This is a genomic window from Desulfonatronum parangueonense, from assembly GCF_054656975.1.
This window is the reverse complement of the sequence record NZ_BAAHXH010000003.1, coordinates 2,080,936-2,102,324: the sequence shown is the minus strand read 5'-3', so window position 1 is coordinate 2,102,324 and position 21,389 is coordinate 2,080,936. Positions and strand designations below refer to the sequence as shown.

The 21,389-nt window shown below is 59.0% G+C and carries 19 protein-coding genes; 10 read left to right on the top strand and 9 right to left on the bottom strand.

Annotated features, from left to right (window positions below; translation table 11 throughout):
• Window positions 1-75 precede the first annotated feature (75 nt).
• The 4 genes from yedE to ACYQ15_RS09665 are packed head-to-tail and all read left to right on the top strand — an operon-like array spanning window position 76 to window position 2,813.
• Window positions 76-1,170, top strand: a complete 1,095-nt coding sequence (gene yedE / locus ACYQ15_RS09680; protein ID WP_459937307.1) for a YedE family putative selenium transporter — start codon at window positions 76-78, stop codon at window positions 1,168-1,170.
• 16 nt (window positions 1,171-1,186) lie between these two features.
• Window positions 1,187-1,405 (top strand): sulfurtransferase TusA family protein, encoded by a 219-nt coding sequence (locus ACYQ15_RS09675; RefSeq protein ID WP_459937306.1) that lies wholly within the window; start codon window positions 1,187-1,189, stop codon window positions 1,403-1,405.
• Window positions 1,402-1,956, top strand: coding sequence for a putative Se/S carrier protein (locus tag ACYQ15_RS09670; protein ID WP_459937305.1), 555 nt, complete (start codon window positions 1,402-1,404; stop codon window positions 1,954-1,956). The genes ACYQ15_RS09675 and ACYQ15_RS09670 overlap by 4 nt, the downstream gene beginning before the upstream one ends.
• On the top strand, window positions 1,944-2,813 hold the full coding sequence (locus ACYQ15_RS09665; RefSeq protein WP_459937304.1) for an NAD(P)H-hydrate dehydratase: 870 nt from the start codon (window positions 1,944-1,946) through the stop codon (window positions 2,811-2,813). Before ACYQ15_RS09670 ends, ACYQ15_RS09665 begins: the two co-directional genes overlap by 13 nt.
• Before the next feature lie 260 nt (window positions 2,814-3,073).
• Here ACYQ15_RS09665 and ACYQ15_RS09660 read toward each other — a convergent pair whose 3' ends face one another.
• The 3 genes from ACYQ15_RS09660 to topA all read right to left on the bottom strand — a co-directional run bounded on the left by ACYQ15_RS09660 (window position 3,074) and on the right by topA (window position 6,220).
• On the bottom strand, window positions 3,074-3,412 hold the full coding sequence (locus ACYQ15_RS09660; RefSeq protein ID WP_459937303.1) for a type II toxin-antitoxin system PemK/MazF family toxin: 339 nt from the start codon (window positions 3,410-3,412) through the stop codon (window positions 3,074-3,076).
• 1 nt (window position 3,413) lies between these two features.
• The gene (locus tag ACYQ15_RS09655) at window positions 3,414-3,662 is read right to left on the bottom strand and encodes an AbrB/MazE/SpoVT family DNA-binding domain-containing protein (protein WP_459937302.1); all 249 of its coding nucleotides are present in this window, start codon (window positions 3,660-3,662) and stop codon (window positions 3,414-3,416) included.
• Window positions 3,663-3,775: 113 nt separating this feature from the next.
• A complete protein-coding gene (gene topA, locus ACYQ15_RS09650) occupies window positions 3,776-6,220 on the bottom strand; it encodes a type I DNA topoisomerase (RefSeq protein WP_459937301.1) in 2,445 nt (814 codons plus the stop codon).
• A 78-nt stretch (window positions 6,221-6,298) separates the two neighbouring features.
• Here topA and ACYQ15_RS09645 point away from each other — a divergent pair, with 78 nt between their 5' ends.
• From ACYQ15_RS09645 to ACYQ15_RS09635, 3 genes are all read left to right on the top strand, one after another.
• On the top strand, window positions 6,299-6,523 hold the full coding sequence (locus ACYQ15_RS09645) for a hypothetical protein (protein WP_459937300.1): 225 nt from the start codon (window positions 6,299-6,301) through the stop codon (window positions 6,521-6,523).
• Between the two features lie 66 nt (window positions 6,524-6,589).
• On the top strand, window positions 6,590-7,642 hold the full coding sequence (locus ACYQ15_RS09640; protein ID WP_459937299.1) for an NAD-dependent epimerase: 1,053 nt from the start codon (window positions 6,590-6,592) through the stop codon (window positions 7,640-7,642).
• A gap of 67 nt (window positions 7,643-7,709) precedes the next feature.
• Window positions 7,710-9,104, top strand: coding sequence for a dihydrolipoyl dehydrogenase family protein (locus tag ACYQ15_RS09635; RefSeq protein ID WP_459937298.1), 1,395 nt, complete (start codon window positions 7,710-7,712; stop codon window positions 9,102-9,104).
• Between the two features lie 28 nt (window positions 9,105-9,132).
• Here ACYQ15_RS09635 and ACYQ15_RS09630 read toward each other — a convergent pair whose 3' ends face one another.
• On the bottom strand, window positions 9,133-9,537 hold the full coding sequence (locus ACYQ15_RS09630; protein WP_459937297.1) for a HEPN domain-containing protein: 405 nt from the start codon (window positions 9,535-9,537) through the stop codon (window positions 9,133-9,135).
• Complete coding sequence (locus tag ACYQ15_RS09625; RefSeq protein ID WP_459937296.1) at window positions 9,524-9,853, bottom strand: nucleotidyltransferase domain-containing protein; 330 nt, start codon at window positions 9,851-9,853, stop codon at window positions 9,524-9,526. The genes ACYQ15_RS09630 and ACYQ15_RS09625 overlap by 14 nt, the downstream gene beginning before the upstream one ends.
• Window positions 9,854-10,065: 212 nt before the next feature.
• Between ACYQ15_RS09625 and ACYQ15_RS09620 the strand changes: the two genes are divergently transcribed.
• The 3 genes from ACYQ15_RS09620 to ACYQ15_RS09610 all read left to right on the top strand — a co-directional run bounded on the left by ACYQ15_RS09620 (window position 10,066) and on the right by ACYQ15_RS09610 (window position 15,676).
• A complete protein-coding gene (locus ACYQ15_RS09620; RefSeq protein WP_459937295.1) occupies window positions 10,066-10,695 on the top strand; it encodes a Maf family protein in 630 nt (209 codons plus the stop codon).
• Window positions 10,696-10,844: 149 nt separating this feature from the next.
• The gene (locus ACYQ15_RS09615; RefSeq protein ID WP_459937294.1) at window positions 10,845-13,604 is read left to right on the top strand and encodes a transporter substrate-binding domain-containing protein; all 2,760 of its coding nucleotides are present in this window, start codon (window positions 10,845-10,847) and stop codon (window positions 13,602-13,604) included.
• A 764-nt stretch (window positions 13,605-14,368) separates the two neighbouring features.
• Window positions 14,369-15,676 (top strand): PAS domain S-box protein, encoded by a 1,308-nt coding sequence (locus ACYQ15_RS09610; protein ID WP_459937293.1) that lies wholly within the window; start codon window positions 14,369-14,371, stop codon window positions 15,674-15,676.
• 6 nt (window positions 15,677-15,682) lie between these two features.
• Here the strand turns inward: ACYQ15_RS09610 and trmFO are convergent, their stop codons facing one another.
• The 4 genes from trmFO to ACYQ15_RS09590 are packed head-to-tail and all read right to left on the bottom strand — an operon-like array spanning window position 15,683 to window position 21,279.
• Window positions 15,683-17,020, bottom strand: a complete 1,338-nt coding sequence (gene trmFO / locus ACYQ15_RS09605; RefSeq protein WP_459937292.1) for a methylenetetrahydrofolate--tRNA-(uracil(54)-C(5))-methyltransferase (FADH(2)-oxidizing) TrmFO — start codon at window positions 17,018-17,020, stop codon at window positions 15,683-15,685.
• Window positions 17,021-17,062: 42 nt separating this feature from the next.
• Window positions 17,063-17,383 carry a hypothetical protein gene (locus ACYQ15_RS09600; RefSeq protein ID WP_459937291.1) on the bottom strand — a complete coding sequence of 107 codons (321 nt, stop codon included), beginning with the start codon at window positions 17,381-17,383 and terminating at the stop codon, window positions 17,063-17,065.
• Between the two features lie 24 nt (window positions 17,384-17,407).
• The gene (locus ACYQ15_RS09595) at window positions 17,408-20,515 is read right to left on the bottom strand and encodes a DEAD/DEAH box helicase (RefSeq protein WP_459937290.1); all 3,108 of its coding nucleotides are present in this window, start codon (window positions 20,513-20,515) and stop codon (window positions 17,408-17,410) included.
• Entirely contained in the window at window positions 20,512-21,279 is a 768-nt protein-coding gene (locus tag ACYQ15_RS09590; protein WP_459937289.1) for an N-acyl homoserine lactonase family protein, read from the bottom strand. Before ACYQ15_RS09590 ends, ACYQ15_RS09595 begins: the two co-directional genes overlap by 4 nt.
• Window positions 21,280-21,389 lie beyond the last annotated feature (110 nt).

Here is a 21,389-nt window from a genome sequence, read left to right as displayed (position 1 = left end):
ATGCCGTTTTGTGCGGAAATTGCGAAAACATGACAACGTCACTTCGACCTTCAACCAGTACAAAGGAGTAGATGCATGTCTCGGGCTGTGAAGAACATTTTTGCCACGACCATCGGCATCATTGCCGTGGGCTCGGTCATCGGCGTGCTGGCCTCTTTTCTGCAAAACATGGGCAACCCGGCGAACATGGGCATTTGCGTTGCCTGCTTCGGGCGCGATATCGCCGGGTCCGTCGGCATGCACCGGGCCGCGGTGGTGCAGTACCTGCGGCCCGAAATTCTGGGGTTTGTCCTGGGTTCCTTTGGAGCAGCGCTGATGTTCAAGGAATTCAAGCCCACAGGCGGATCCGCGCCGTTGACCAGATTCGTGCTGGGCATGATCGCCATGATCGGCGCCCTGGTCTTTCTGGGCTGTCCCTGGCGGGCTATCCTGCGACTGGCCGGCGGCGACGGCAATGCCCTGTTCGGCCTGGCCGGGTTGGCGGCCGGGGTCTGGATCGGGACGCTGTTCTTCAAGCAGGGCTTCAATCTGGGCCGTAGCCAGATCCAGAGCTGGAGCGCGGGGTTGATGCTGCCTCTGGTCATGGTCGGACTGCTGGCGCTGCGCCTGATCTATCCGCCCATTGACGGCGAAGCGCAAAGCGGCGTGCTCTGGTATTCCCTCAGCGGACCCGGAGCGGCATATGCGCCCTTTGCACTGGCCATGGGCGCGGGCCTGGGGATCGGCTTTTTGGCCCAACGTAGCCGGTTTTGTACCATGGGCGCCATCCGCGACGTGCTGCTGTTCCGGCAGTGGTACCTGATGTTCGGTCTCATCGCCCTGCTTGTCGCGGCCTGGGTCGCTAATCTGTTTCTGGGTCAGTTCAATCCGGGCTTTGAAGGACAGCCCGTGGCTCATACCCAATGGTACTGGAATTTCGCCGGCATGGCCGTGGCCGGTTTGGCCTTTGCCCTGGCGGGAGGATGTCCCGGCCGCCAGCTGTTCATGTCCGGCGAAGGCAACAGCGATGCCGGGATCTTTGCCCTGGGGCTGATCGTGGGCGCAGCTGTGGCCCATAATTTCGGCTTGGCCAGTTCACCGGCGGGGATCGGTCCCAACGGCATGGCCGCGGTGATTATTGGATTTGCAGTTCTGTTGTTCATCGGTGTATCCAACTGCAAGCGATCCTGAAGGAGGATGTCGGATCATGACGCAAGTAATTGACGCACGTGGTTTTTCCTGTCCCCAGCCGGTGCTCCTGGCGGTCAACGCCATGGACAAGGCCGGGAGCGGAGCATTGGAAGTGCTGGTGGACAATGAAGCCAGCCGGGAAAATGTCGGCCGGGCAGCTCGCGGCAAAGGCTGGGGTGTCGAGGTTAATGAAGAGCCGGAGGGCGACTTTCGTCTGATTTTGCAAAAACAATGAATTATCTTAAGAAATTTTTCCACGGGATTACAAAAAAGAAAAAGGAGCGCGGCGTCTCGGAGAAAGGGCTGTTGCTGTACCACAGCACCGCCGAGGTGATCCGCGCCGAAACCCTGCTCAAGGAGGCCGGATTCGAGGTTGCGGTGAAAGGCCCGCCACCGGATTTGCGCCAAGGCTGCGACATGGTGATCGAGTTTCCATTGCTCCAGGAGATGCGAATCCGCGGGCTTCTGGAGGAGGCAGGCCTCGGCCCGTTGCGCGTGGCCGCGGCCCAGGATCATCTGCTGGAGCCGGTTTCCCTCTACCACGTCAAGGATTTCGGGGACCATCTGATGGTTCGGGCAGCGAACATGAAGATCACCCTGGACAAGAGGGATCGCCGGATCGTGAACGTCTCCGGCGGCGGATGCCCGGATGTGCCCTACCTCGCGGAAATGATCGTGGGAAAGACCCTGGAGGACGCGCCCGAGCCGCGCTCCCTGGGCCGGACCTTGTGCGGGTACTCCCTGCAACTTGCTTTCAATGAGATGCGCCGCCAATGTCCTGGTTGATCGCAGGCAGCGTGCCCCGGGCCGACTTCCCGCTGGTCTGGGGGGAGTACCGGCTGCAAGACAACGTGCTCGAAATCGGCGGGCAGAGGGTGAACGTGGCCCGGGGCACACCGGCCTTGATGGCTGTGGCCGCGGTCTGCGCGGAAGTGCTGGGCATGGAAACGCCGGAAGCGCTGCTGGCAGGCGATGTCGGCACGGGCGACGGCAGTCGTGCGTTGTACCAGCACCTGGCGGAGAATGTGGAACGTGCCGCGGGAAAAGGGATCACGTTCCATTATCTGCTCCCGGACATCTACTGGCACAATCAGGTTCTGTGGGGGCTGGAAGCGCTGTCTCCCGCTCCTCTTCTGGTCGCGGACGCCGGGTTCATGTACGCAGCCAAGATGAGCGGATTCGCCGGGCATTACGATCTGTTCACCCCGGATGCCGGGGAGATGGCCTTTCTGGCCGACGAGGCGGCGCCGCATCCGTTCTATACCCGGGGCTTTCTGCTCCAGGAAGAGGAGCGGGTGCCGGAGCTGATCGGGCTGGCCTATGCCGGAGAAAATGCGGCCAGGCACCTGCTGGTCAAGGGCAAGCGGGATTATGTTGTCGCCGCAGGGAAGATTGTCGCCGAAATCGATGCCCCGGACGTACCGGCCATGGAACCCATCGGCGGCACAGGAGACAGCCTGACCGGTCTGGTCACGGCCCTGCTGGCTTCGGGTCAGGAGATGACCAAGGCCTGCCGTACGTCGGCCCTGGCCAATCGCTACCTCGGCCTGTACGCCCAGCCGTCTCCAGCCCATGGAATTGCCGATCTGCTGCCCTTCCTGCCCAAGGCTCTGGAGCGGGCTTTGGTGGAAGCGGGAGAGTGAAGGACATGCGTTTACAATCGACTATCTTTTGATTCCGATCAAATTGCAGATTCAAGGCAACTGTATGATGGTCCCAGGCAAGAGGATCTCGGTTCAGCTTTCGCAAGAAAAGTATTCTGGTGCATCCAGTGTGGTTGGCCGGAACATAGGACCTGAATGCTTCAGACACAGGGACGATGAGGTGGATTTTTTGACAGCACAGCTTGCACGGCACGCCGGTGAGAAAAAAAAAGACTCGCGGAGCTTGGCTTGATATCAACTCAGTAGATGCATGCATCCAGAATAGCCAGGACTTCCGTCAATACTTCATTGGGAGCTTTTTCGATAAACCTTGCAGATCTGGATCGAAAATCTACTGACTTGACCTGTTCAACCATGATGAAGCCGGTCAGCATGCAGTTCGTCGGAATGGGAACATGGAAGGGATAGGGGTTGCGTTTTGTATTCGTCAGTGGGCAGACGATGGCTAATCCGGTGCTGCGATTGAACGTCTCTTTGCTGACAACAAGGGCCGACCGTCGCCCCTTTTGTTCATGACCTGACTGCGGATCAAAAGTAAGGGCAATGAAATCGCCTTGTCTGGGCACATGAGGAGACAATTTACCAAGTCTCCTTGCCGACAGGCTCCCCCCAGAATGTTTCCTGAGGCTTGCTATCCTCCGGAATTTGCGACACCAGATCTTCGATGCGGTATTTCCCGCGAATTGATCTCACGGGAGAAATGACGATGACATTATCTTTTACGGAAACGTCAACTTCATCACCTACGTTGATCTGAACATCATCAAGTACATTTTTTGGCAGACGCAAACCCTGACTATTTCCCCATTTCTGTACTTTTGTCAGCATATTTTGCCTCCTTGAAAAGGATATCCCATGGATATCCTCGGCCCTATCCGTTTGTCAAAATACATCTGCGACTGTTTAGGGCTTGGTAAAGTACTCTGCCGATGCCTGAAACCCTATTCCGCCTTATCCGGTTCCGCGGCTGTCTTGCTCTTTCTGGTCGCTTTGGGCTTGGCTTTTGCGGTTTTGGCCGCCTTGGTCGTTGTGGACTTGGCAGTTGTTTTTGACTTGGCCGCGGGAGTCTTTTTGGCTGGCTTTTCCTTTACCGGCGTGGGTTCGGAAAAGTCCGGGAGCGGTCCTTCCGTCTCTTCGGGAGCTTCTGCCACCTGGATGAAGTGGCGGCATTCCTTGACCGGGCAGGAGAGGTAGTTGCCGCGTTTCTCCGTGTACCGGCGCAGCATGATCGGAAAGTCGCACTTGGGGCAGGGCTGGGCCACGGGAGGTGCGGGCAGGGCCGTGGTGCATTCCGGATAGCGGCTACAGGAAAAGAACATCTTGCCGAACCGGGAACTGCGCTCCACCAGATCGCCGGTGCAGCCTTCGGCGGGGCAGGGCACGCCCGTGGAATAGGACTTTGTGTACTTGCACTTGGGGTAGGCCGCGCAGGCGTAGAAGCGGCTTCCGGTTCGCGCCTTCTTGAGCACCACGTCGCCGCCGCAGTCCGGACAGGTGCCCACCTTGACCAGTTCTTCCTTGGGCAGCTTCTCGATGGTCTTGATCTTGCCGCTGTCGTCCCGGGTGAAGTTGCCGGTGAACGAGCAGTCGGGATAGCCGGAACAGGCCAGGAAGGCGCCGGCCTTGCCGAACTTGACCATCAGGGGCTTGGTGCAGTCCGGGCAGGGCATGCTGGCGTCGATGCCGCCCTTGACCGCGGCCATGTCCTTTTTGGCCTTGTCCAGCACGGGATAAAAATCCCCGGTGAAGTTGCGCATCAACTGGACCCAGTCCTGCCGTCCTTCGGCCACCTGGTCCAGGGACTCCTCCATCTGGGCCGTGAAATCCACATCCATGAGCCGGGTGAAATGCTCGGCAAGCTGGTCGGTGACCACGTAACCAAGTTCCATGGGAATGAACTGGCGCTCCACCTGGGTCACGTACTCCCGGTCCAGCAGGGTCGAGATGATCTGGGCATAGGTGGAGGGGCGGCCGATGCCCTTCTCCTCCAACTCGCGGATCAGGGAGGCCTCGCTGTAGCGCGGCGGAGGCTGCGTGAATTTCTGCTCCTTGAGCACTTCCTGTAGGGCGAGGCGCTGTTCCGGAGTCAGCGGCGGCAGTTCCTGACTCTTCTCGGCCTCGGCTCCGCCGTAAACCGTGAGGTAGCCGGGAAAGATCAGCCGCTCGCCCTTGACCCGCCACTGGGTCTGGTCCGCGGCCACGGTGACCGTGGTGTCCCAGAACCGGGCCGGTGTCATCTGCGAGGCCACGAAGCGCGACCAGATCAGCTTGTAGAGCTGATACATGTCCCTGGGAAGATAGGATTGCACCATTTCCGGAGTGATGGTCACGTCCACGGGGCGGATGGCTTCGTGGGCCTCCTGGGCAGACTTGCGGGACTTGAAATATCGCTCCTGTTCGGGGCAGTAGTCCGGGCCGTATTTGTTCAAGATCAGCTCCCGGACTTCCTTGATGGCGTCCGGAGAAATGCGCACCGAGTCGGTCCGCATGTAGGTGATCAGGGCCTGGATTCCCCGGTCGCCGAGTTCCACGCCCTCGTAGAGGCGCTGGGCCAGGGACATGGTCCGCTTGGCCGGATAGGAAAAGCGCCGGCTGGCTTCCTGCTGCAGGGTGGAAGTAATGAAGGGCGGACCGGACTGGCGCTGGCGCTCCTTTTCATCCACGGACTCGACAATAAAGGATGCGTTGGTAACCGCCACTTCCAGTTCCCGGGCCTGTTCCGCGGAGCCGATGTCCGGCTTCTTGCCGGAAACCTTCCACAGGTCGGCCTCGATCACGACCCCGGAGTCGGTTTCCAGCTTGACCTTGAAGACCCAGTATTCCTTGGGCTCGAAAATCTGGCGCTCCCGCTCCCGGTCCACGATCAGCCGCAGGGCCACGGACTGAACCCGGCCGGCGGAGATGCCGCGCTTGACCTTCTGCCAGAGCAAAGGGGAGAGCTTGTAGCCCACCAGCCGGTCCAGAACCCGGCGGGCCTGCTGGGCATTGAACAGGTCCAGGTTCAGGGTCCGGGGATGTTCCAGGGCCTCACGCACTGCCCGCGGGGTGATCTCGTTGAACTGGATGCGCTTGATGCGCGGATTGGCGTCCTTGATCAGCTCGGCCACGTGCCAGGCAATGGCCTCGCCCTCCCGATCCGGGTCCGGCGCGAGATAAATCTGATCCGCCTGAGCGGCCAGCTTCTTGAGCTGGGAGACTACCTTCTGCTTGCCGGGAATGATCTCGTAGTCCGGAGCGAAATCCGCTTCCTCGTCCACGCCCAGAACCTTTTTTGGCAGATCACGCACGTGCCCGACGGAAGAGCCGACCTCATAGCCTGGGCCAAGGAACTTCTTGATGGTCTTCACCTTGGCCGGTGATTCAACGATGATGAGATTTTTGTTCATAATGATGAGGGCAAATACTCATCCCTCGGCGGCATGGCAAGCCCTTGGCTGGAAGACAGCAGGACAACTTCGTCCCTGATGATCTCCGCACTCGCATCAGTATTATTAATCGAAATCGCAATCGAAATCGAAATCGTAGTCGATTATTTTCATCATCTCCGTGATTTCGCCAAGCTCGATATGATGCTCGATTTCGATTTCGATTTCGATAAAGATAAATTATCCATATGCAAAGACAGGGAGACGGAATACAGGAAGCAGGTGGGGAGAGGCTTGGGTGACAGGGGGGCGAAGAGGGGGTAGGAACGAACGGAAGTTTGGATGGGGTTGTATGTTGTTGCCATCATTCACGTCATACGGAGCAGGGTCATGAAAATATTGATTACCGGGGCCGCCGGGTTCATCGGCTTCCATACGGTTCTGCGCCTGCTTGAGCAGGGGCATGAGGTGGTGGGGCTGGATAATATCAACGACTATTATGATGTTCGGGTCAAGTACGGGAGGCTGGAGCATTCGGGAATCGATCCGGCACGTATTGCCATGAACCAGCCGGTGCAGAGTGCAAAACATCCCGGATACCGTTTCGTACGCCTGGAACTGGAAAATGCCGCCGAAGTGATGAATCTTTTCGCTAGGGAGAAGTTTGACCGGGTGATGCACTACGCGGCCCAAGCGGGAGTGCGCTATAGTCTGACCAATCCCCATGCCTACATGCAGAGCAATTTCGTGGCCTTCCTGAATCTGCTCGAAGCCTGCCGCCATCATCCCGTGGCCCATTTTGCCTTTGCATCCAGCTCTTCCGTGTATGGCCTGAATCAGACCATGCCCTTTTCCGTACGCCACAACGTGGACCATCCCATCAGCCTGTACGCGGCCAGCAAGAAGTCCAACGAACTCATGGCCCACACCTACAGCTACCTTTACGGCCTGCCCTGCACGGGGCTGCGCTTCTTCACCGTGTACGGGCCGTGGGGGCGACCGGACATGGCGCTGTTTCTGTTCACCAAAGCCATTCTCGAAGACCGGCCCATCGACGTGTTCAACCACGGCCGGATGCAACGTGATTTCACCTATGTGGACGACATCGTGGAAGGGGTCGTCCGGGTGATCCACCATGCTCCCCAGGGCAATCCGGAATGGAACGGGAAGTCTCCGGACCCATCGTCCTCGCCCGCGCCCTGGAAGGTCTACAACATCGGCAATTCCGAAAAGGTGGAACTGATGGAGTTCATCGAGGCGTTGGAGGAATCCCTGGGCAAAAAGGCCCGGATGAATCTCCTCCCCCTGCAGCCCGGCGACGTGCCGGCCACCTGGGCGGACACCACAGACTTGGCCGAGGATCTGGACTACAAGCCGAACACCCCGGTCCGTGTGGGCATCCAACGGTTCGTGGACTGGTATCGGGAGTTCTTCAAGGTTTGAGCGGAGCGGGCGGTTCAATGCCAAAAATACGTTCAACCGGATGAACAAATAATTTCATGGAGTCTGTATGGCTGAATCTTGCGATCTTCTTGTGGTCGGCGCCGGGCCGGCCGGGTATGCCGCGGCTTTGGAGGCTGCTTCGCTGGGGCGGGACGTGGTGCTGGTGGAGAAGAACCTGCTGGGGGGAACCTGCCTGAACTGGGGGTGCATCCCCACGAAACTTTTTCTCGGAGCCACCCAGGCCATTGCCGAGATCCGGGCCCAGTCCCGGCTGCGACTGGGTGCGGGTGATTTCGCCGTGGACATGGCCGCGTTGCAGAAGCGCAAGACCTCGCTGTTGAATGCCACCAGACAGGCCATGATCAAGACCCTGCAGGCCGCGGGCGTGCGGCTGGTCATGGGGCGGGCCGAGTTGCATGATCCGGAGCATGTTCTGATCCACACCGTCGACCAGGGTGAAACCCGAATCCGCTTTCAGCGCCTGATCCTGGCCCTGGGCTCGGTTCCGAGCTGGCCGCCGCTGTTGCAGCCGGACGGAAAAAACGTGCTCACCTCCTATCATGTCCTGGACCTGGAGCAGGTTCCCAAAACACTGGCCGTGGTCGGGGCCGGGGCCATCGGCCTGGAAATGGCCCAGTTCTTTCAGCGCATGGGCTCCAGAATCACCTTGATCGAGGCGATGGAACGCATCGCGCCTTCGGAGGACCCGGAGATCTGCGCGCAGCTGGCCTCCATGCTCAAACGGCTGGGCATGGACGTCCTGGCAGGTACGGCCGTTACCGGGCTGGAGCGGGGGGAAGACCTGGTCCGGATTCAGCTGAGCGGGGAGCGGCATCTGGATGCCCGCAAGGTGCTTGTGGCCGTGGGCCGCAGGCCCAACAACCGTTTTCCCGGTCTTGAGAAGGCAATACCGGGGCATGCCGGCGCCGCGACAAGGCTGGAGACGGATGCCCACCTGCGGCTGACCGAACGGATCTACGCGGTGGGAGACTGCAACGGCCGCGTTCTGCTGGCCCACGCCGCCGAGGACCAAGGCCGATTCGCGGCCCGGCATGCCGCGGGAGCGGTCCAAAGGCCATATGCGCCGGGCGCGATCCCTTTTTGCATGTACGGCGATCCCGAGGTCTTCCGGGTCGGGCCGACACCTGATGAGGCGGTGCGCAGCGGTCTGGAATGCACGGTGTCCCGAGCAATGCTGGCCGCCAACCCGGTAGCCCAGGCCGCGGGCGCGCCCCATGGCTTGGTCAAGGTCCTGTGGAGCGGCCCGAAGGTGATCGGGATCAGCGCCGTGGGCCACGGCGTCTTGCATCTGACGGCCGCTGCAACGATCATGGTCGATCAGGGCTGGACAAAAGAGCAGTCGGAACAAATGATCTTCGCCCATCCGACCCTGGACGAGACGCTGAGACAGGCGCTGCTTGCGCCGCTGGAAGCCGTGCAGGGAAGCGGTTTATGGGCGTGAGGGTGAGCGAGCGGTTTGATGGATGGGGTTAAGGCAATTTTTCAGCCAAGACTTTTACAAGATGTTTTCTTACCTTTTTTGCAAGTTCCAGAGCAAATAATGCCTCTGACTTTGTAACTTCGTCATCAATGCCGGGATAGCGTGTCGTTACGGCGAAGGGCGTCAGTTGTTCCGCTTCATGTAGTACGGAAAAAATGTCTTCGCCGCAGAGCTGTAACAATTTTCTGATATTATGGGTATACGGAAAGTCAATGTTGTGGAAGACGAGATAAGCCTTGATGCATTTCTCTGCACATTGCTGAGCATGATATGCTATCAATCGATAGGGACAACTACTTGAAAGTTGCAATGCATGCTCTGCCAGGCGGAGATCTTCTTCAGCAAAAGTGATCCATTTTCGAGATTTAGCGGAGAGAACCTCAGGGGCGCTCATAAATGATCCGGCCTTGATCGACTGCGTGTTTGGCTATGGTGCCAGGAATGTTTTTTTCACTTTCATATTCATTTGGAGTAAGTATCAAAACATCAACGGCATGTTGCACATTGTCGAGCAGCCTGTTCATCTGGACCATCATTTGTCTTCGCTTGCCCTGAATATCGGTTATGACAAGCAGATCAACATCACTTTTTTCATCCGCGGCTCCTGTGGCCTGGGAACCAAAAAGAATGATTTTGGTAAGCGGAAATTGAGAACTCAGGGTGTTCCTGATTGTTTCCAGTTCATTGTCCGAAATGGTGACCGGCATCATGCGCCTCGTTTCAAATATTCATGTTGCCATGATCGGGATCATGGAGGATTTCTCAATCTGCTGAACTTAGCTTCGTTTTTCTCGCATGGGTCAAGTAAATTGTCAATTTTGTCTGAATCTTCTCTTGGGGCATGGATCGGTGTTCAGCCGTACCTTGGTCGGTCCACCTGCCCGAAACGCATAATGAGCCATAATATTTTGGAGGGATATGGATGTTTCAGACGATTTCACCGCTGATCCTGGCGTCCGGTTCGCCGCGGCGCCGGGAGTTGCTGGTCGGGTTGGGGATTTCTTTTGCCGTGCATCCAGCCGTGGAGCCGGAGCCGATGTTCGTGGCTGGGGATTGTCCGGAGGAGCATGCAATGGAAGCTGCCCGGTGCAAGGCCCGGGAGGTGGCGGTCGCGTATCCGGAGGCTGTGGTTCTGGCCGCGGACACCATTGTAGTCGTGGACGGGGACGTGCTGGGGAAGCCGGAGAATGCCGCCGTGGCCGTGGAAATGCTGCAACGTCTGGCTGGCCGTGAACATGTGGTGATCACGGGATGCTGCCTGCGGTTGCATGCAGGGAAACTCGAGCACTGCTTTGCCGTGCGGACCAAGGTCTGGATGCACGACTACGGCAGGGATGTTCTGGCGGCCTATGCCGCCACCGGCGAACCGCTGGACAAGGCCGGCGCCTACGGCATTCAGGAACGCGCAGGCTTTCTGGTCGAGAGAATCGAAGGCTCGTATACCAATGTTGTCGGTCTGCCATTGGCGGAAACCATGAGGTTGCTGTTGGATCAGGGCATCATCGAGCCGCAACGCATGCAGTGCAAGCGTGCGACGCATAGTTCGGGCTGATCTGCCGCGAACCCCGCAAACACCTTTCGCGCTCTTGATTCGGTTGAGGATATGCTGGTACTGGTCCGGACAACATATGGCCGAACAAATTCAGGCAAGATGAAATGATGTCGCCAAAACCCCACCAGGCCGGACCATCCAATATAAAAATGCATAGTTCTCCAAAGACAGCCGACATCCTCAGTTTTTCCGAGCACGGTTCCTTCTTTCACCAGGTCGCGGCAGTTATGGCGAGTCTTCTTCTTGTCATGTTGGTGCTGTGCATTCCGGCGAGTGCCTTCACAGAGGATTTGCCGCCCGTCCGTTCCGCCGCGGAAGTCGATTACCCGCCCTTTTCCATTGTCGACGAAGCCGGTCGTGTCGGCGGATTTTCCGTTGAATTGCTGCGGGCCGCCCTGACGGCCATGGGCCGTGACGTCACCTTCCGGACCGGGCCATGGGCCGAAGTCATGGGCTGGCTCGAACAGGGTGAAGTCCAGGTCCTGCCCCTGGTGGGCCGGACCCCGGAGCGCGAGCGGATCTTCGACTTCACGGTCCCCTACATGTCCCTGCACGGGGCCATCGTTGTCCGGGACGAAAACGACGATATTCGTCGCCTGGAAGATCTCGAGGGGCGGGATGTCGCCGTGATGCGGGGCGACAACGCCGAAGAGTTTCTGCGCCGGGAAGAGCGCGGCATCACGATCCACACCACGGACACCTTTCAGCAGGCTCTCCTGGAACTGTCGCAAGGCCGTCATGATGCCGTGGTCATCCAGAGGCTTGTGGCCTTGCGCCTGATCCAGGAAGCGGGGTTGGAGAATCTGCGTATCGTCCACACTCCCGTGCACGGATTTCGCCAAGATTTCTGTTTTGCCGTCAAAAAGGGGAACAGCGCCATGCTGGCCCTGTTGAACGAGGGTTTGGCGCTGGTCATCGCGGAAGGAACGCATCGGCGGCTGCATTCCCGGTGGTTCGCCGCCCTGGAGCTGCCTCCCAACCGGCGCATCCTGATGGGCGGGGACCACAACTTCCCGCCCTTCGAGTTCCTGGATGACAACGGCCGCCCGACCGGATTCAACATCGAACTTGCCAGAGCCATAGCTCACGAGATGGGCTTCGACCTGGACATCCGTCTCGGGCCGTGGGCGGGGATGGTTCAAAGGCTCGAGTACGGCGAAATCGATGTCCTGAGCATGTTCTATTCGGTTGAGCGGGAACGGTTGTTCGATTTCACCCTGCCGTTCATGGTCAATCACTATGTCAGCGTGATGCGCCGTGGCGAAGGCGAACCGCCGGCCACGTTCAGTGATCTTGCGGACAAGGGCATCGTGGTCCAGAAAGGCGACATCATGCACGACATTCTCGTGGAGCAGGGGCTGGAATCCCGGCTTACGCTCGTTGAGACCCAGGAGGACGTGCTGCGGGAGCTTGCCGAAGGAAAGCACGACATCGCCATAGTTCTCAGGATCGCCGCACTGCACTTTATCAATGCCCAGGGATGGACCAATCTGGAAATGGGCGGGCACTCCTTCCTGAGCAAGGACTATGCGTATGCCGTTCCCAAAGGGCATTCGGCTCTCTTGGCTCAGTTCAACGAGGGCTTGCAGGTCTTGCGGGAGAGCGGGGAATATCGGCGGATCCATGAAGAGTGGCTGGGCGTTTACGAAGAGCAGTCGTATGTCGAGTCGTTGCGGAACCTGTTCGTGGTGCTCGTGCCAATGCTTCTCCTGTTGCTCGGGTTCTTTTTGTGGTCCTGGTCCCTGCGGCGACAGGTCCGGATCCGGACCCGGCAGCTCCAGGAAAGCGAGCAGAAGTACCGCTCTTTTTTTGAAAACAGCCTCGATGCCATCATCCTGTCCAGCACCGACGGCAAGGTTTTCTCCGCCAACCCGTCGGCTTGCGCCATGTTCGGTTGCGGCGAAGCGGAAATTGTCACGGCCGACCGAGAGGGTCTGGTGGAAACGACGAATCCGGTGCTTGCTGGCCTGCTGGACCAGTTGCGCGAACAGGGCAAGGTCCGGGGGGAGTGGACGCTCCTGCGCAACGATGGATCGCCGTTTTCGGCGGAAGTGAGTCTGGCCTTGTTCCAGGACAGCCACGGCATGTCCAACGCCAGCATGATCATTCGTGACATTACCGAGCGCAAGCAGGCTGAAGCAGCCTTGTTCCGCGCCAAGGAGCAGGCCGAGGAGGCCAACAGGGCCAAGAGCGAATTCCTGGCCAACATGTCCCATGAGCTGCGCACGCCGCTGAACGGTATCATCGGCATGATGCAGCTTATGAAGACCACGAACCTGGATGCGGAACAGGCACAGTACGTGACCCTGGCCATGAAATCCTCAGACCGGCTGGCCCGGCTCCTGACGGACCTGCTGGACATCTCCAAAATCGAGGCGGGAAAAATGGAAGTTCGGGAAGTGGAGTTCAGCATTCCGGAACTGATGGCCTCCGTCTCGGAGCTGTTCACGGTCACGGCCATGGAAAAAGGGATTGATTTGGACTGGAGCATCGATCCTTCACTGCCGCGGAGAGTCATCGGCGATGAAATGCGGATTCGACAGATTCTCTTCAATCTGGTGGGCAATGCCGTCAAATTCACCAGCAAGGGAAAGGTGCAGGTCCACCTGGAGCCCCTTTCCCTGAACAACTGCATGAAGCCGCGGGTGCTGATCACGGTCGAGGATACGGGCATCGGCATCCCTGATGAGAAACTGGCTAATCTCTTCAAGCCGTTCTCCCAGGTGGATGCCTCGTATACCCGCAGTTTTCAGGGCGCCGGCCTTGGCCTGGCCATAGTCAGGCGCCTGCTGGAACTGATGAACGGCAATATCTGCGTGGATAGCGTTTTCGGCGAGAGAACGGCCATGCATGTCGTCCTGCCGCTCAAGTTGCCGACTGGGAGTCGTGCCGGGCAAGCAGAACCCTGATAGTTGCCGGCGGAAAATCCAGGACGGATGAAGATCATGTGGTGATTCCGGAATGTCATAAGGTCCGCAAGGAGCCGCCATCTATGCCATCACATCAACACGAAATCGAATCGACAGAGCCGGGTTCGATTATCCCTGTTTCGGGAGAGTCAGAATCATCCGGAAAATTTCTCTTGAGAGACCTGACCGAGCAGACAATCCTCCGGCAGGCCGCACTGGCCGGGGCACTTGTCAACGCACGGGGCGACCTGTTGTATCTTCATGGGCAGATGGGCCGGTATCTGGAACCGGTTTGCAGTGCGAGCGGCGTGAGCAACATCCTGAAAATGGCCCGCCCGGGATTGCGCGTTGATTTGGCTTCAGTTCTGCGTCAGGCGGACCTGAATCGGAGAAGCGTGCATGTCCGCGCGTTGAGGGTTCAGTTGAACAACAGCGTGAAGACGGTCCATTTGACGGTCCATCCCGTTGTCACGGAGTTCCTGTCCCGACATGTTACGAAATCTGCTGCAAACCCCGAATCACGTCTGTTCCTGGTCCTTGTCGAACCGGTGCGTGATCTGGAAGACGCAGGAAAGCATTCATCCAGCAAGTTTTTGAAGACGGAAAATGTTGAAGGCTTGGGCGTAGATAATTCAATGGAATGGGAGGCCAGAGTCTGGGTTGCCGTTGTTCAGCAGCAATTGGAGGAAATGGAGATAAAATACCGGAATGTCTTGACGGAACTGCAACGAACAAAGGCCGAACTGAAATCCTCTTTCGAGGAAATGGCTTCCGTCAACCAGGAACTGCAATACGCCAACGACCTGTTGAGGGCCTCAAAGAAAGAGCTGGAGTCGACCAACACTCAATTGCACATTTTAATTGCCAAACTGACCAGGGTCAATAACGATATGAACAACATGTTTGCCGGGACCGGCGTGGGCACGTTGTTCGTGGACATGCAGCTCCGCATTATGAGCTTTACTCCTCCCACAGCAAAGATCATCAATCTCATCCAGGAGGATATAGGGCGTTCCGTTGCGCATATTGCCACAAATCTGGTTGGCAATGGCAACCTGGTGGCGGATATCCGGGAGGTCATGGCTACTTGTGTGTCCCGGGAGATGGAGGTGCGGACACATGCAGGCAACTGGTATTTGATGATCATTCACCCGTATAACACTTTGGACCACAGAATCGAGGGCGTGGTAATTTCGTTCGTGGAAATCACGAGACGCAAGCAGGCGGAAAATGCATTGCGTGAGAATGAGCAACGATATCGACTATTGGCTGATCATGCGAGTCTTTTTGTCTATAAGATGAATAATATGGAAGGTCGTTACGAGTACGTCAGTTCATCTGCAACCAGTATCATCGGGTACGATCCGCAGGACCTGTACAACAACCCAAGGCTCATTGAGGAAGCGATTCATCCGGAATCAAGGAACTTTCTGGAGGAACAGTGGAGGAGTATTCAAGAGGGAAAAGAGCCTGATTGTTTTGAGTATCAAATCATTGGGAAAGATGGCAAAACTCGCTGGCTGCATCAGATAAACCATTTTCAAAAAGACCAGGATGGCAATATTATCGGGAACTTTGGGACAATTCGCGACATAAGCGAGCAGAAGCATGTCGAACTGGCACTCAGGGAGAGCGAGGAGAAATATCGTCTCCTGTTTAAGTCCATGCCGCTCGGTGTCGTCTATCTGGATTCCAACGGGTTCGTCGCCTCGGCAAACCCGGCTGCGGAGCGAATACTTGGGCTTTCCGCACACCAGATGGTCGGCATGTCAGTCGTGGATCCGCATTGGAAGATGATGACCGAAGGGGGGGTGCCGGTTCCGCCCTCGGAATATCCCGGCGTCGTGGCCTTGAGAACCGGCAAGTCTGTCGGCCCCATGATCAGGTATGTGTTTCACCCCATAAGGAACAGGCATGTCCGGCTGTCCATCACGGCCATGCCTGTTTTCAGGCCCGGAACAGAACATCCTTTTCTGACCTACATTTGCTTTGAAGAAGCTGCGAGTCATTCCTCAAAGCATGCCCCCGAAGCCTTCAGAGCATCCCATATTCAAGTTCATCCCGGATCCTGATTCAGCTCATCCGGATTCCTTCCAAGTCAGCCATGCCTCCCGGGCGCGCTGGGCCTGTATGGCCTTGCGTTTTGCCTTTTTCCCTCGGGCCTTGAGTTCCGGCATCAGGCCGAAGTTGACGTTGGAGGGCTGGAAGTTTTTGGTTGGCGTTTGCAGGTGTTGGAGGAGGGCTCCCAGGGCGGTTTCCCGGGGGGGCGGGGTCAGGGAGCGTCCCTGCAGGCGTGCGACGAGGGCGTGACCCAGCCAGAGGCCGCAGGCCGCGGATTCGACATAGCCTTCCACGCCGGTGATCTGGCCGGCCAGGAATACTCCAGGGCGGACCCGCAGTTCCAGGTCGGGCGTCAGGGTTTGCGGGGCGTTGACGTAGGTGTTGCGGTGCATGCTGCCCAGGCGCAGGAATTCAGCCTGACCCAGGCCGGGAATGAGCCGGAAGATCCGTTCCTGCTCCGGGTAGGCCAGTTTGGTCTGGAAGCCCACCAGGTTGAAGGCGGTCTTGTCCAGGTTCTCGGCCCGGAGTTGAACCACGGCAAAAGGCTGGGCATTGGTATGCGGATCAACCAGCCCAACCGGCTTGAGGGGGCCGAAGGCCATGGTCATCTCCCCGCGCTCGGCCAGGGTCTCGATGGGCAGGCAAGCCTCGAAGTGGATGGTCTTCTCGAACTCCCGGGCCGCGACCTTGCGTGCGCCCAGCAGTTCGGCATGGAAGCGGCGATAGGTCTCCTCGTCCAGGGGGCAGTTCAGATAGTCATGCTCGTCCGGGTTGTAGCGCGACCCCCAGAATGCAATGGACATGTCCACGGATTCCGCTGCGACAATGGGCGCAATGGCATCGTAAAAATAGAGGTGATCCCCTCCCACGACACGTCGCAGATCCTCGGCCAACTCCTCCCCGGCCAGGGGGCCGGCGGCGATGACCGTCAGATCCGCCCCGGCAAGGCGTGGATCGTCCAAAGATCGGACTTCCTCACGGACCAGGGTGATCAGCGGTTCATCCTGGATGCGTCGCGTGATCCACTGCGCGAACAGCTCCCGGTCCACGGCCAGGGCCTTGCCCGCGGGAACGCGGGTTGCCCGGGCCGCTGCCATGACCAGGCTGTCCAGTTCCGACATTTCCTGCTTGAGCAGCCCCACCGCGGCTTCCGGTTCATCGGAGCGCAGGGAGTTGGAGCAGACCAGCTCGGCCAGGTCGGAACTGGAATGGGCCGGAGAAAAGCGCAGGGGCTTCATCTCGAAGAGCCGGACCGCCATGCCGGCGCGGGCCAGTTGCCAGGCGCACTCGCACCCGGCCAGTCCGGCTCCGACAACCGCAACGGTTGGGGAGGGATTGGTTGGTATTATTGGCATTTTTTGTGGGTGTTGGTTTATTGGGTTTGTTGGGTTTGTGGGTTATTCGTGGTGGTATTTTTCCATTGTTCCGTCCGGATCGACCTGCTTGCAGGTCCATGATCCGGGTCGGATCTGGTAGCGGGAGACGATCCAGCTTTCGTGGTCGATGCTGTCCACATGGCCCTGCCCGTGCTCAGCCAGGGCCGAGGCGATCAAATCTAAATCCGGCTCCATGTCGAGGTATTTGCCTTCGTATTCCACTTCCAGGCGGTCATTGCCGTGCCAGACAAAGACGTCCGGATCAAGTTCGCGTTGCAGGCTCTTCTGCTTTTCCTGGTCAAATCCCTGAAAATGGCCATAAATGCGCATAGGAAATTTCATGGGCTCCTCATGCTGGATGAAGTGTTACGTGGAGTTAAAATCCCGCCAGGAGACCGGCAATCGGACGAGTTTTTTGGCCTTGTTCTGGAAAAGGACGTAGCCCTTGTCACATCCGTACAGGTAGAGGTCCCGGGTGATGGCCACGTCGTCCCGGCAATAGGCGATGATCTTGTCGACTTGGCCCAGCTTCCACCATTGCAGGGCGTCCATGCCGTTGGCTGACTTTTGGGCGTTCAGGGTGTGCCGGGCCAAGTGGTCCAGGGACAGTCTGTATCCCAGACGGTCATGGACCACTCTGAGCATGTCCAGGGTGGGCAGACCCTGGAAGTTGAACTCCACGCAGCCGCGCAGCACCTTGTAGTCGAAGTTGAGGATGTTGAAGCCGACCACCAGATCGACCTGGCGCAGCTTTTCCACCAGCTTCGGGATGTCCTGTTGCAGATAGTCAATGAAGGCGTCCTCGCGTGAATCATACAGCACGGCACAGCTCACGCCCATCTGGGCGACATTGCCCCACCCGCCGACTTCCTGGGCGGAACAGCAGGTTTCGATGTCCAGAACCGCGAAATGCCTGGTTTTGCGGCTTCTTGCACGGATGGCGTCTTGTGGGGTGATAGCCACGGGAGAGGGTGAAGTACAAAGGAGAGACGCCGTTGGTTTCGGAATGGTCTGAGCAGACTCGCCAGGATATCCGGTCCAATTTTCTCTGCATGTCGGGATAGCCTGCCCCTGCCCCTGTCCCTGCCCCGCCTCAGTCGTGCACGTTTTCATGCAGTCAGTTTTTCGGCAGCTGTGGAGATTGTAGGCGGAAGTCTGGGGCTGGGTGCCCGCCGTTGGTTGCGGAGGGCCTGGAATACTTGCTCGCGGAGCACGATCACGCAGGGCGTCCAGCACGGCCAAGGCGGCTTGCTTGTCGATGGGCCGGTTGCCGGAGCCGCATCGGGGGGAGTGGACGCAGGCCGGGCATCCGTTCTCGCAGGAGCAACCGGTCACGGCCTCCAGGGTGCGCAGGAGCATGGTTTCGGCCTGGGCATAAGCCTGGCGGGTCAGGCCGATGCCGCCGGGGATGCCGTCATAGACGAAGACCGCCGCGGATTGCAGGTCCTCGTGCAGGGGCGTGGAGATGCCGCCAAGGTCGTTGCGGTCCGTGAGGATGAGCAGGGGCAGAATGCCGATGCAGGCATGCTCCAGGGCGTGGATGCCGCCCATGAAATGCATCTGGCGGTTTTCCAATTTGTGGCGGACGCTTTCAGGGATGACCAGCCAGATGCCTTCGGTTTCGAAAACCTGCTCCGGCAGGTCCAACTCCACCACCTTGAGCAGGTTATGGCCCCGCAGGGCGCGGCGTTCGTAGGCCGGATAGCGCTGGGTGATCTCCAGGCGGCCGAAATGGATGGTCGTGTTCCAGATCGACTTGCCGGAATAAGTCTCCAGAATGCGGGTTGTCTTCTCGCTGCGGATGCGGGTGAAATAGTTGACCTTGGCCGGAAGCACGAAAACCGAGGCCGTCTCCAGATCCAGACGTTCCACAAGATAGGTCCGGCCCTGGTGCAGATAGATGGCTCCGGGGTGCGTTTCGGTGAAGGCCCGGTGCCAGTCCATGATCCCGATCTGTTCCCCGGTTTCGCCGTGGAAAATGAGCAGGCTCCTGCCGCTGCCGCGCAGGCTGACTTCCCGGTGCGGCGCATCCTCAGGGCAGATGTACTTGCGCCCGTCCGTGGTGCGCAACAGTCTGCCGCTTCGCAGCAGCGCGGCGACGCGATCCCGGGCATGGCTTTCTTGAATCAACGGCTCATCCGGATCCAGGGGCAGGTCGGCCGCGGCGCAGAGCAGGTGCTGGTCCATGATGGCCGGGTTCATGGGATTGAGCACCGCGGCTTCGGGCGGGCTGGAAAAGAAGACGTCCGGATGGCGCATGAAAAACTTGTCCAGGGGGTTTTCATGGCCCAGCAGGGCCACGGCGGATTCCCGGCCGCCCCGGCCCACCCGCCCGGCGCGCTGCCAAGTGGCCATGATCGATCCCGGATAGCCCACCAGGATGCACAGATCCAGATCCCCGATGTCGATCCCCAGTTCCAGGGCGCTGGTGCTGATCACCGCCAGGGTCCGGCCCGAAGCCAGGTCGGCCTCGATCCGGCGGCGCTCCCGGGGCAGGAATCCGGCCCGGTACACGCTGATCCTGTCCTTGAACTCCTTCAGGCGCTGGCCGGACCAGATGCCCAGGAGTTCGGTCATCTTGCGCGAGCCGGTATAGATGATCGTGCGCAGACCCTGGAGCAGGGCCTGTTCCAGGAGCACCAGGGCAGTCAGGGACGGGCCTTCGGCGGCGTCCAGGAAAACGAAATGCTTGCGGCCCCGGGGGGCGGAACTTTCGGAGATCAGGTCCGCATCCCGCCCGGTGAGTTCACGGGTCAGCTCCAGGGGATTGTGGATGGTTGCCGAGCAGCAGACATAGGCGGGGCGGGCGCCGTAGTGGGCGCAGATGCGCTCCAGCCGCCGGAAAACCCAGGCCATGTGCGAGCCCATCACTCCGCGGTAGACGTGGACCTCGTCGATGACCACGAAGCGCAGGTTGCGGAAGAAATCCCGCCAGCGATGGTGATGGGCCAGGATGCCCAGGTGGAGCATGTCCGGGTTGGTGATCAGGATCCGGGGCGGATCGCGCCGGATACGATCCCGGACCTGATTGTCCGTGTCCCCGTCGTAGATGGCCATGGTGGGCCGCCTGTCCGGGGGCAGGCCGCCGATCATCTCGCGCAGCGTATTGTGCTGGTCCTGGGCCAGGGCCTTGAGCGGGAAAAGGTAAAGGGCCCTGGCCTGCCGATCCCGGACCAGCGTCTCCATGACCGGCAGGTTGTAGATCAGGCTCTTGCCGCTGGCCGTGGGCGTGGCCACCACCACGTCCCGGCCCTCACGGATCCGGGCCATGGCGTCGGCCTGGTGGGCATACTTGCGTGTAACCCCAAGCGAGGCCAAGCAATTTAATAATTCTTCCGGACAATCCTGGTTCGCAGTCGCGTATTCGGGCTGCTGTGCGGGAAGGATCTGGTGATGGACAAGGCACTGGGCCGGTAGTCGCTCGGAATGACGCAAGCCCTGGATGAATAATTCGACGGGAGTGGCGACGGTCACGGAATAGTGGACATCCCGGCGAACCTGGGTTCGTGCAGGGGCAGGAGGATGTCGGCCAGGCCCTTGACCCGCAGCATCTGGTCGTATGCCAGGCAGGGGTTGATGTTCGTGCCGGGCGGGATGACCTCCATTTCCATGGCTTTCACGGACTGGGGCGGGTTCAGGTTCTCGTCGATGACGCAGAAGCCGGTGATGGCCGCCCGGCCGGCCTCGGTGTCCACGAGCACGGTCAGGCCGCCTTCGGTGTGGGCCGGGGTGTGCATCACGGAGATGCCGGGGAGAATTTCCCGGTCTTCGGCGACAACCTGGATTTTGCCGGCCTCTTCCACTTCCTCGATGAACTCCTCGTTGTAGCGATAGTCCAGGGGATGGGGGGCATGGATGCGTTCGAGTTCCTTGGCATGGGCGTAAAACACGGCGTTCACGCATTTATAGTCGTTTTCGCAGTGGTCATTGTGGAGATGGGTGTGGATGACGATGTCGATGTCTTCCGGTTTCAGGCCGAACTGGGCCAGCCCGTCCTCGAAGGTATGGATTCTGCCGCCGATGGCGTTTTCCCGGTCCTCGGACTGAACCGGACTCATTTCCCCCGTGTCGACGAGAACTTTTGGCTGTGATCCGGGAACCAGGGGTTCCAGGTACCAGACATAGATCGGGATGGTGTAGGGACTGCCGTGGGCGTGTTGGTAGGTCATCATTCCCTGGTCGAAAACCTTGGAACCGACGACTATGGGATGGATGCGCCAGAGGACTTTGTCATTCATGATCTGACCTCCTGAAAAGCAGGAAAATAATGCGTGCACCAGGAAAGCGTTCCGCATGCACATGAAGTTCTTGTACGCTTGAATGCGGCTGCGGGCAAATGCGCCAAAAG

Coding starts and splice junctions, on each gene's coding strand:
- ACYQ15_RS09630 (WP_459937297.1), bottom strand. CDS start 9,537: ATGAGCGCCCCTGAGGTTCTCTCCGCTAAATCTCGAAAATGGATCACT.
- ACYQ15_RS09625 (WP_459937296.1), bottom strand. CDS start 9,853: ATGATGCCGGTCACCATTTCGGACAATGAACTGGAAACAATCAGGAAC.
- ACYQ15_RS09610 (WP_459937293.1), top strand. CDS start 14,369: ATGGCTTCCGTCAACCAGGAACTGCAATACGCCAACGACCTGTTGAGG.
- ACYQ15_RS09645 (WP_459937300.1), top strand. CDS start 6,299: ATGATCTCCGCACTCGCATCAGTATTATTAATCGAAATCGCAATCGAA.
- ACYQ15_RS09600 (WP_459937291.1), bottom strand. CDS start 17,383: ATGAAATTTCCTATGCGCATTTATGGCCATTTTCAGGGATTTGACCAG.
- ACYQ15_RS09655 (WP_459937302.1), bottom strand. CDS start 3,662: ATGCTGACAAAAGTACAGAAATGGGGAAATAGTCAGGGTTTGCGTCTG.
- trmFO (WP_459937292.1), bottom strand. CDS start 17,020: ATGCCAATAATACCAACCAATCCCTCCCCAACCGTTGCGGTTGTCGGA.
- ACYQ15_RS09615 (WP_459937294.1), top strand. CDS start 10,845: ATGCATAGTTCTCCAAAGACAGCCGACATCCTCAGTTTTTCCGAGCAC.
- ACYQ15_RS09670 (WP_459937305.1), top strand. CDS start 1,402: ATGAATTATCTTAAGAAATTTTTCCACGGGATTACAAAAAAGAAAAAG.
- ACYQ15_RS09635 (WP_459937298.1), top strand. CDS start 7,710: ATGGCTGAATCTTGCGATCTTCTTGTGGTCGGCGCCGGGCCGGCCGGG.
- ACYQ15_RS09665 (WP_459937304.1), top strand. CDS start 1,944: ATGTCCTGGTTGATCGCAGGCAGCGTGCCCCGGGCCGACTTCCCGCTG.
- ACYQ15_RS09675 (WP_459937306.1), top strand. CDS start 1,187: ATGACGCAAGTAATTGACGCACGTGGTTTTTCCTGTCCCCAGCCGGTG.
- ACYQ15_RS09640 (WP_459937299.1), top strand. CDS start 6,590: ATGAAAATATTGATTACCGGGGCCGCCGGGTTCATCGGCTTCCATACG.
- topA (WP_459937301.1), bottom strand. CDS start 6,220: ATGAACAAAAATCTCATCATCGTTGAATCACCGGCCAAGGTGAAGACC.
- ACYQ15_RS09620 (WP_459937295.1), top strand. CDS start 10,066: ATGTTTCAGACGATTTCACCGCTGATCCTGGCGTCCGGTTCGCCGCGG.
- ACYQ15_RS09590 (WP_459937289.1), bottom strand. CDS start 21,279: ATGAATGACAAAGTCCTCTGGCGCATCCATCCCATAGTCGTCGGTTCC.
- yedE (WP_459937307.1), top strand. CDS start 76: ATGTCTCGGGCTGTGAAGAACATTTTTGCCACGACCATCGGCATCATT.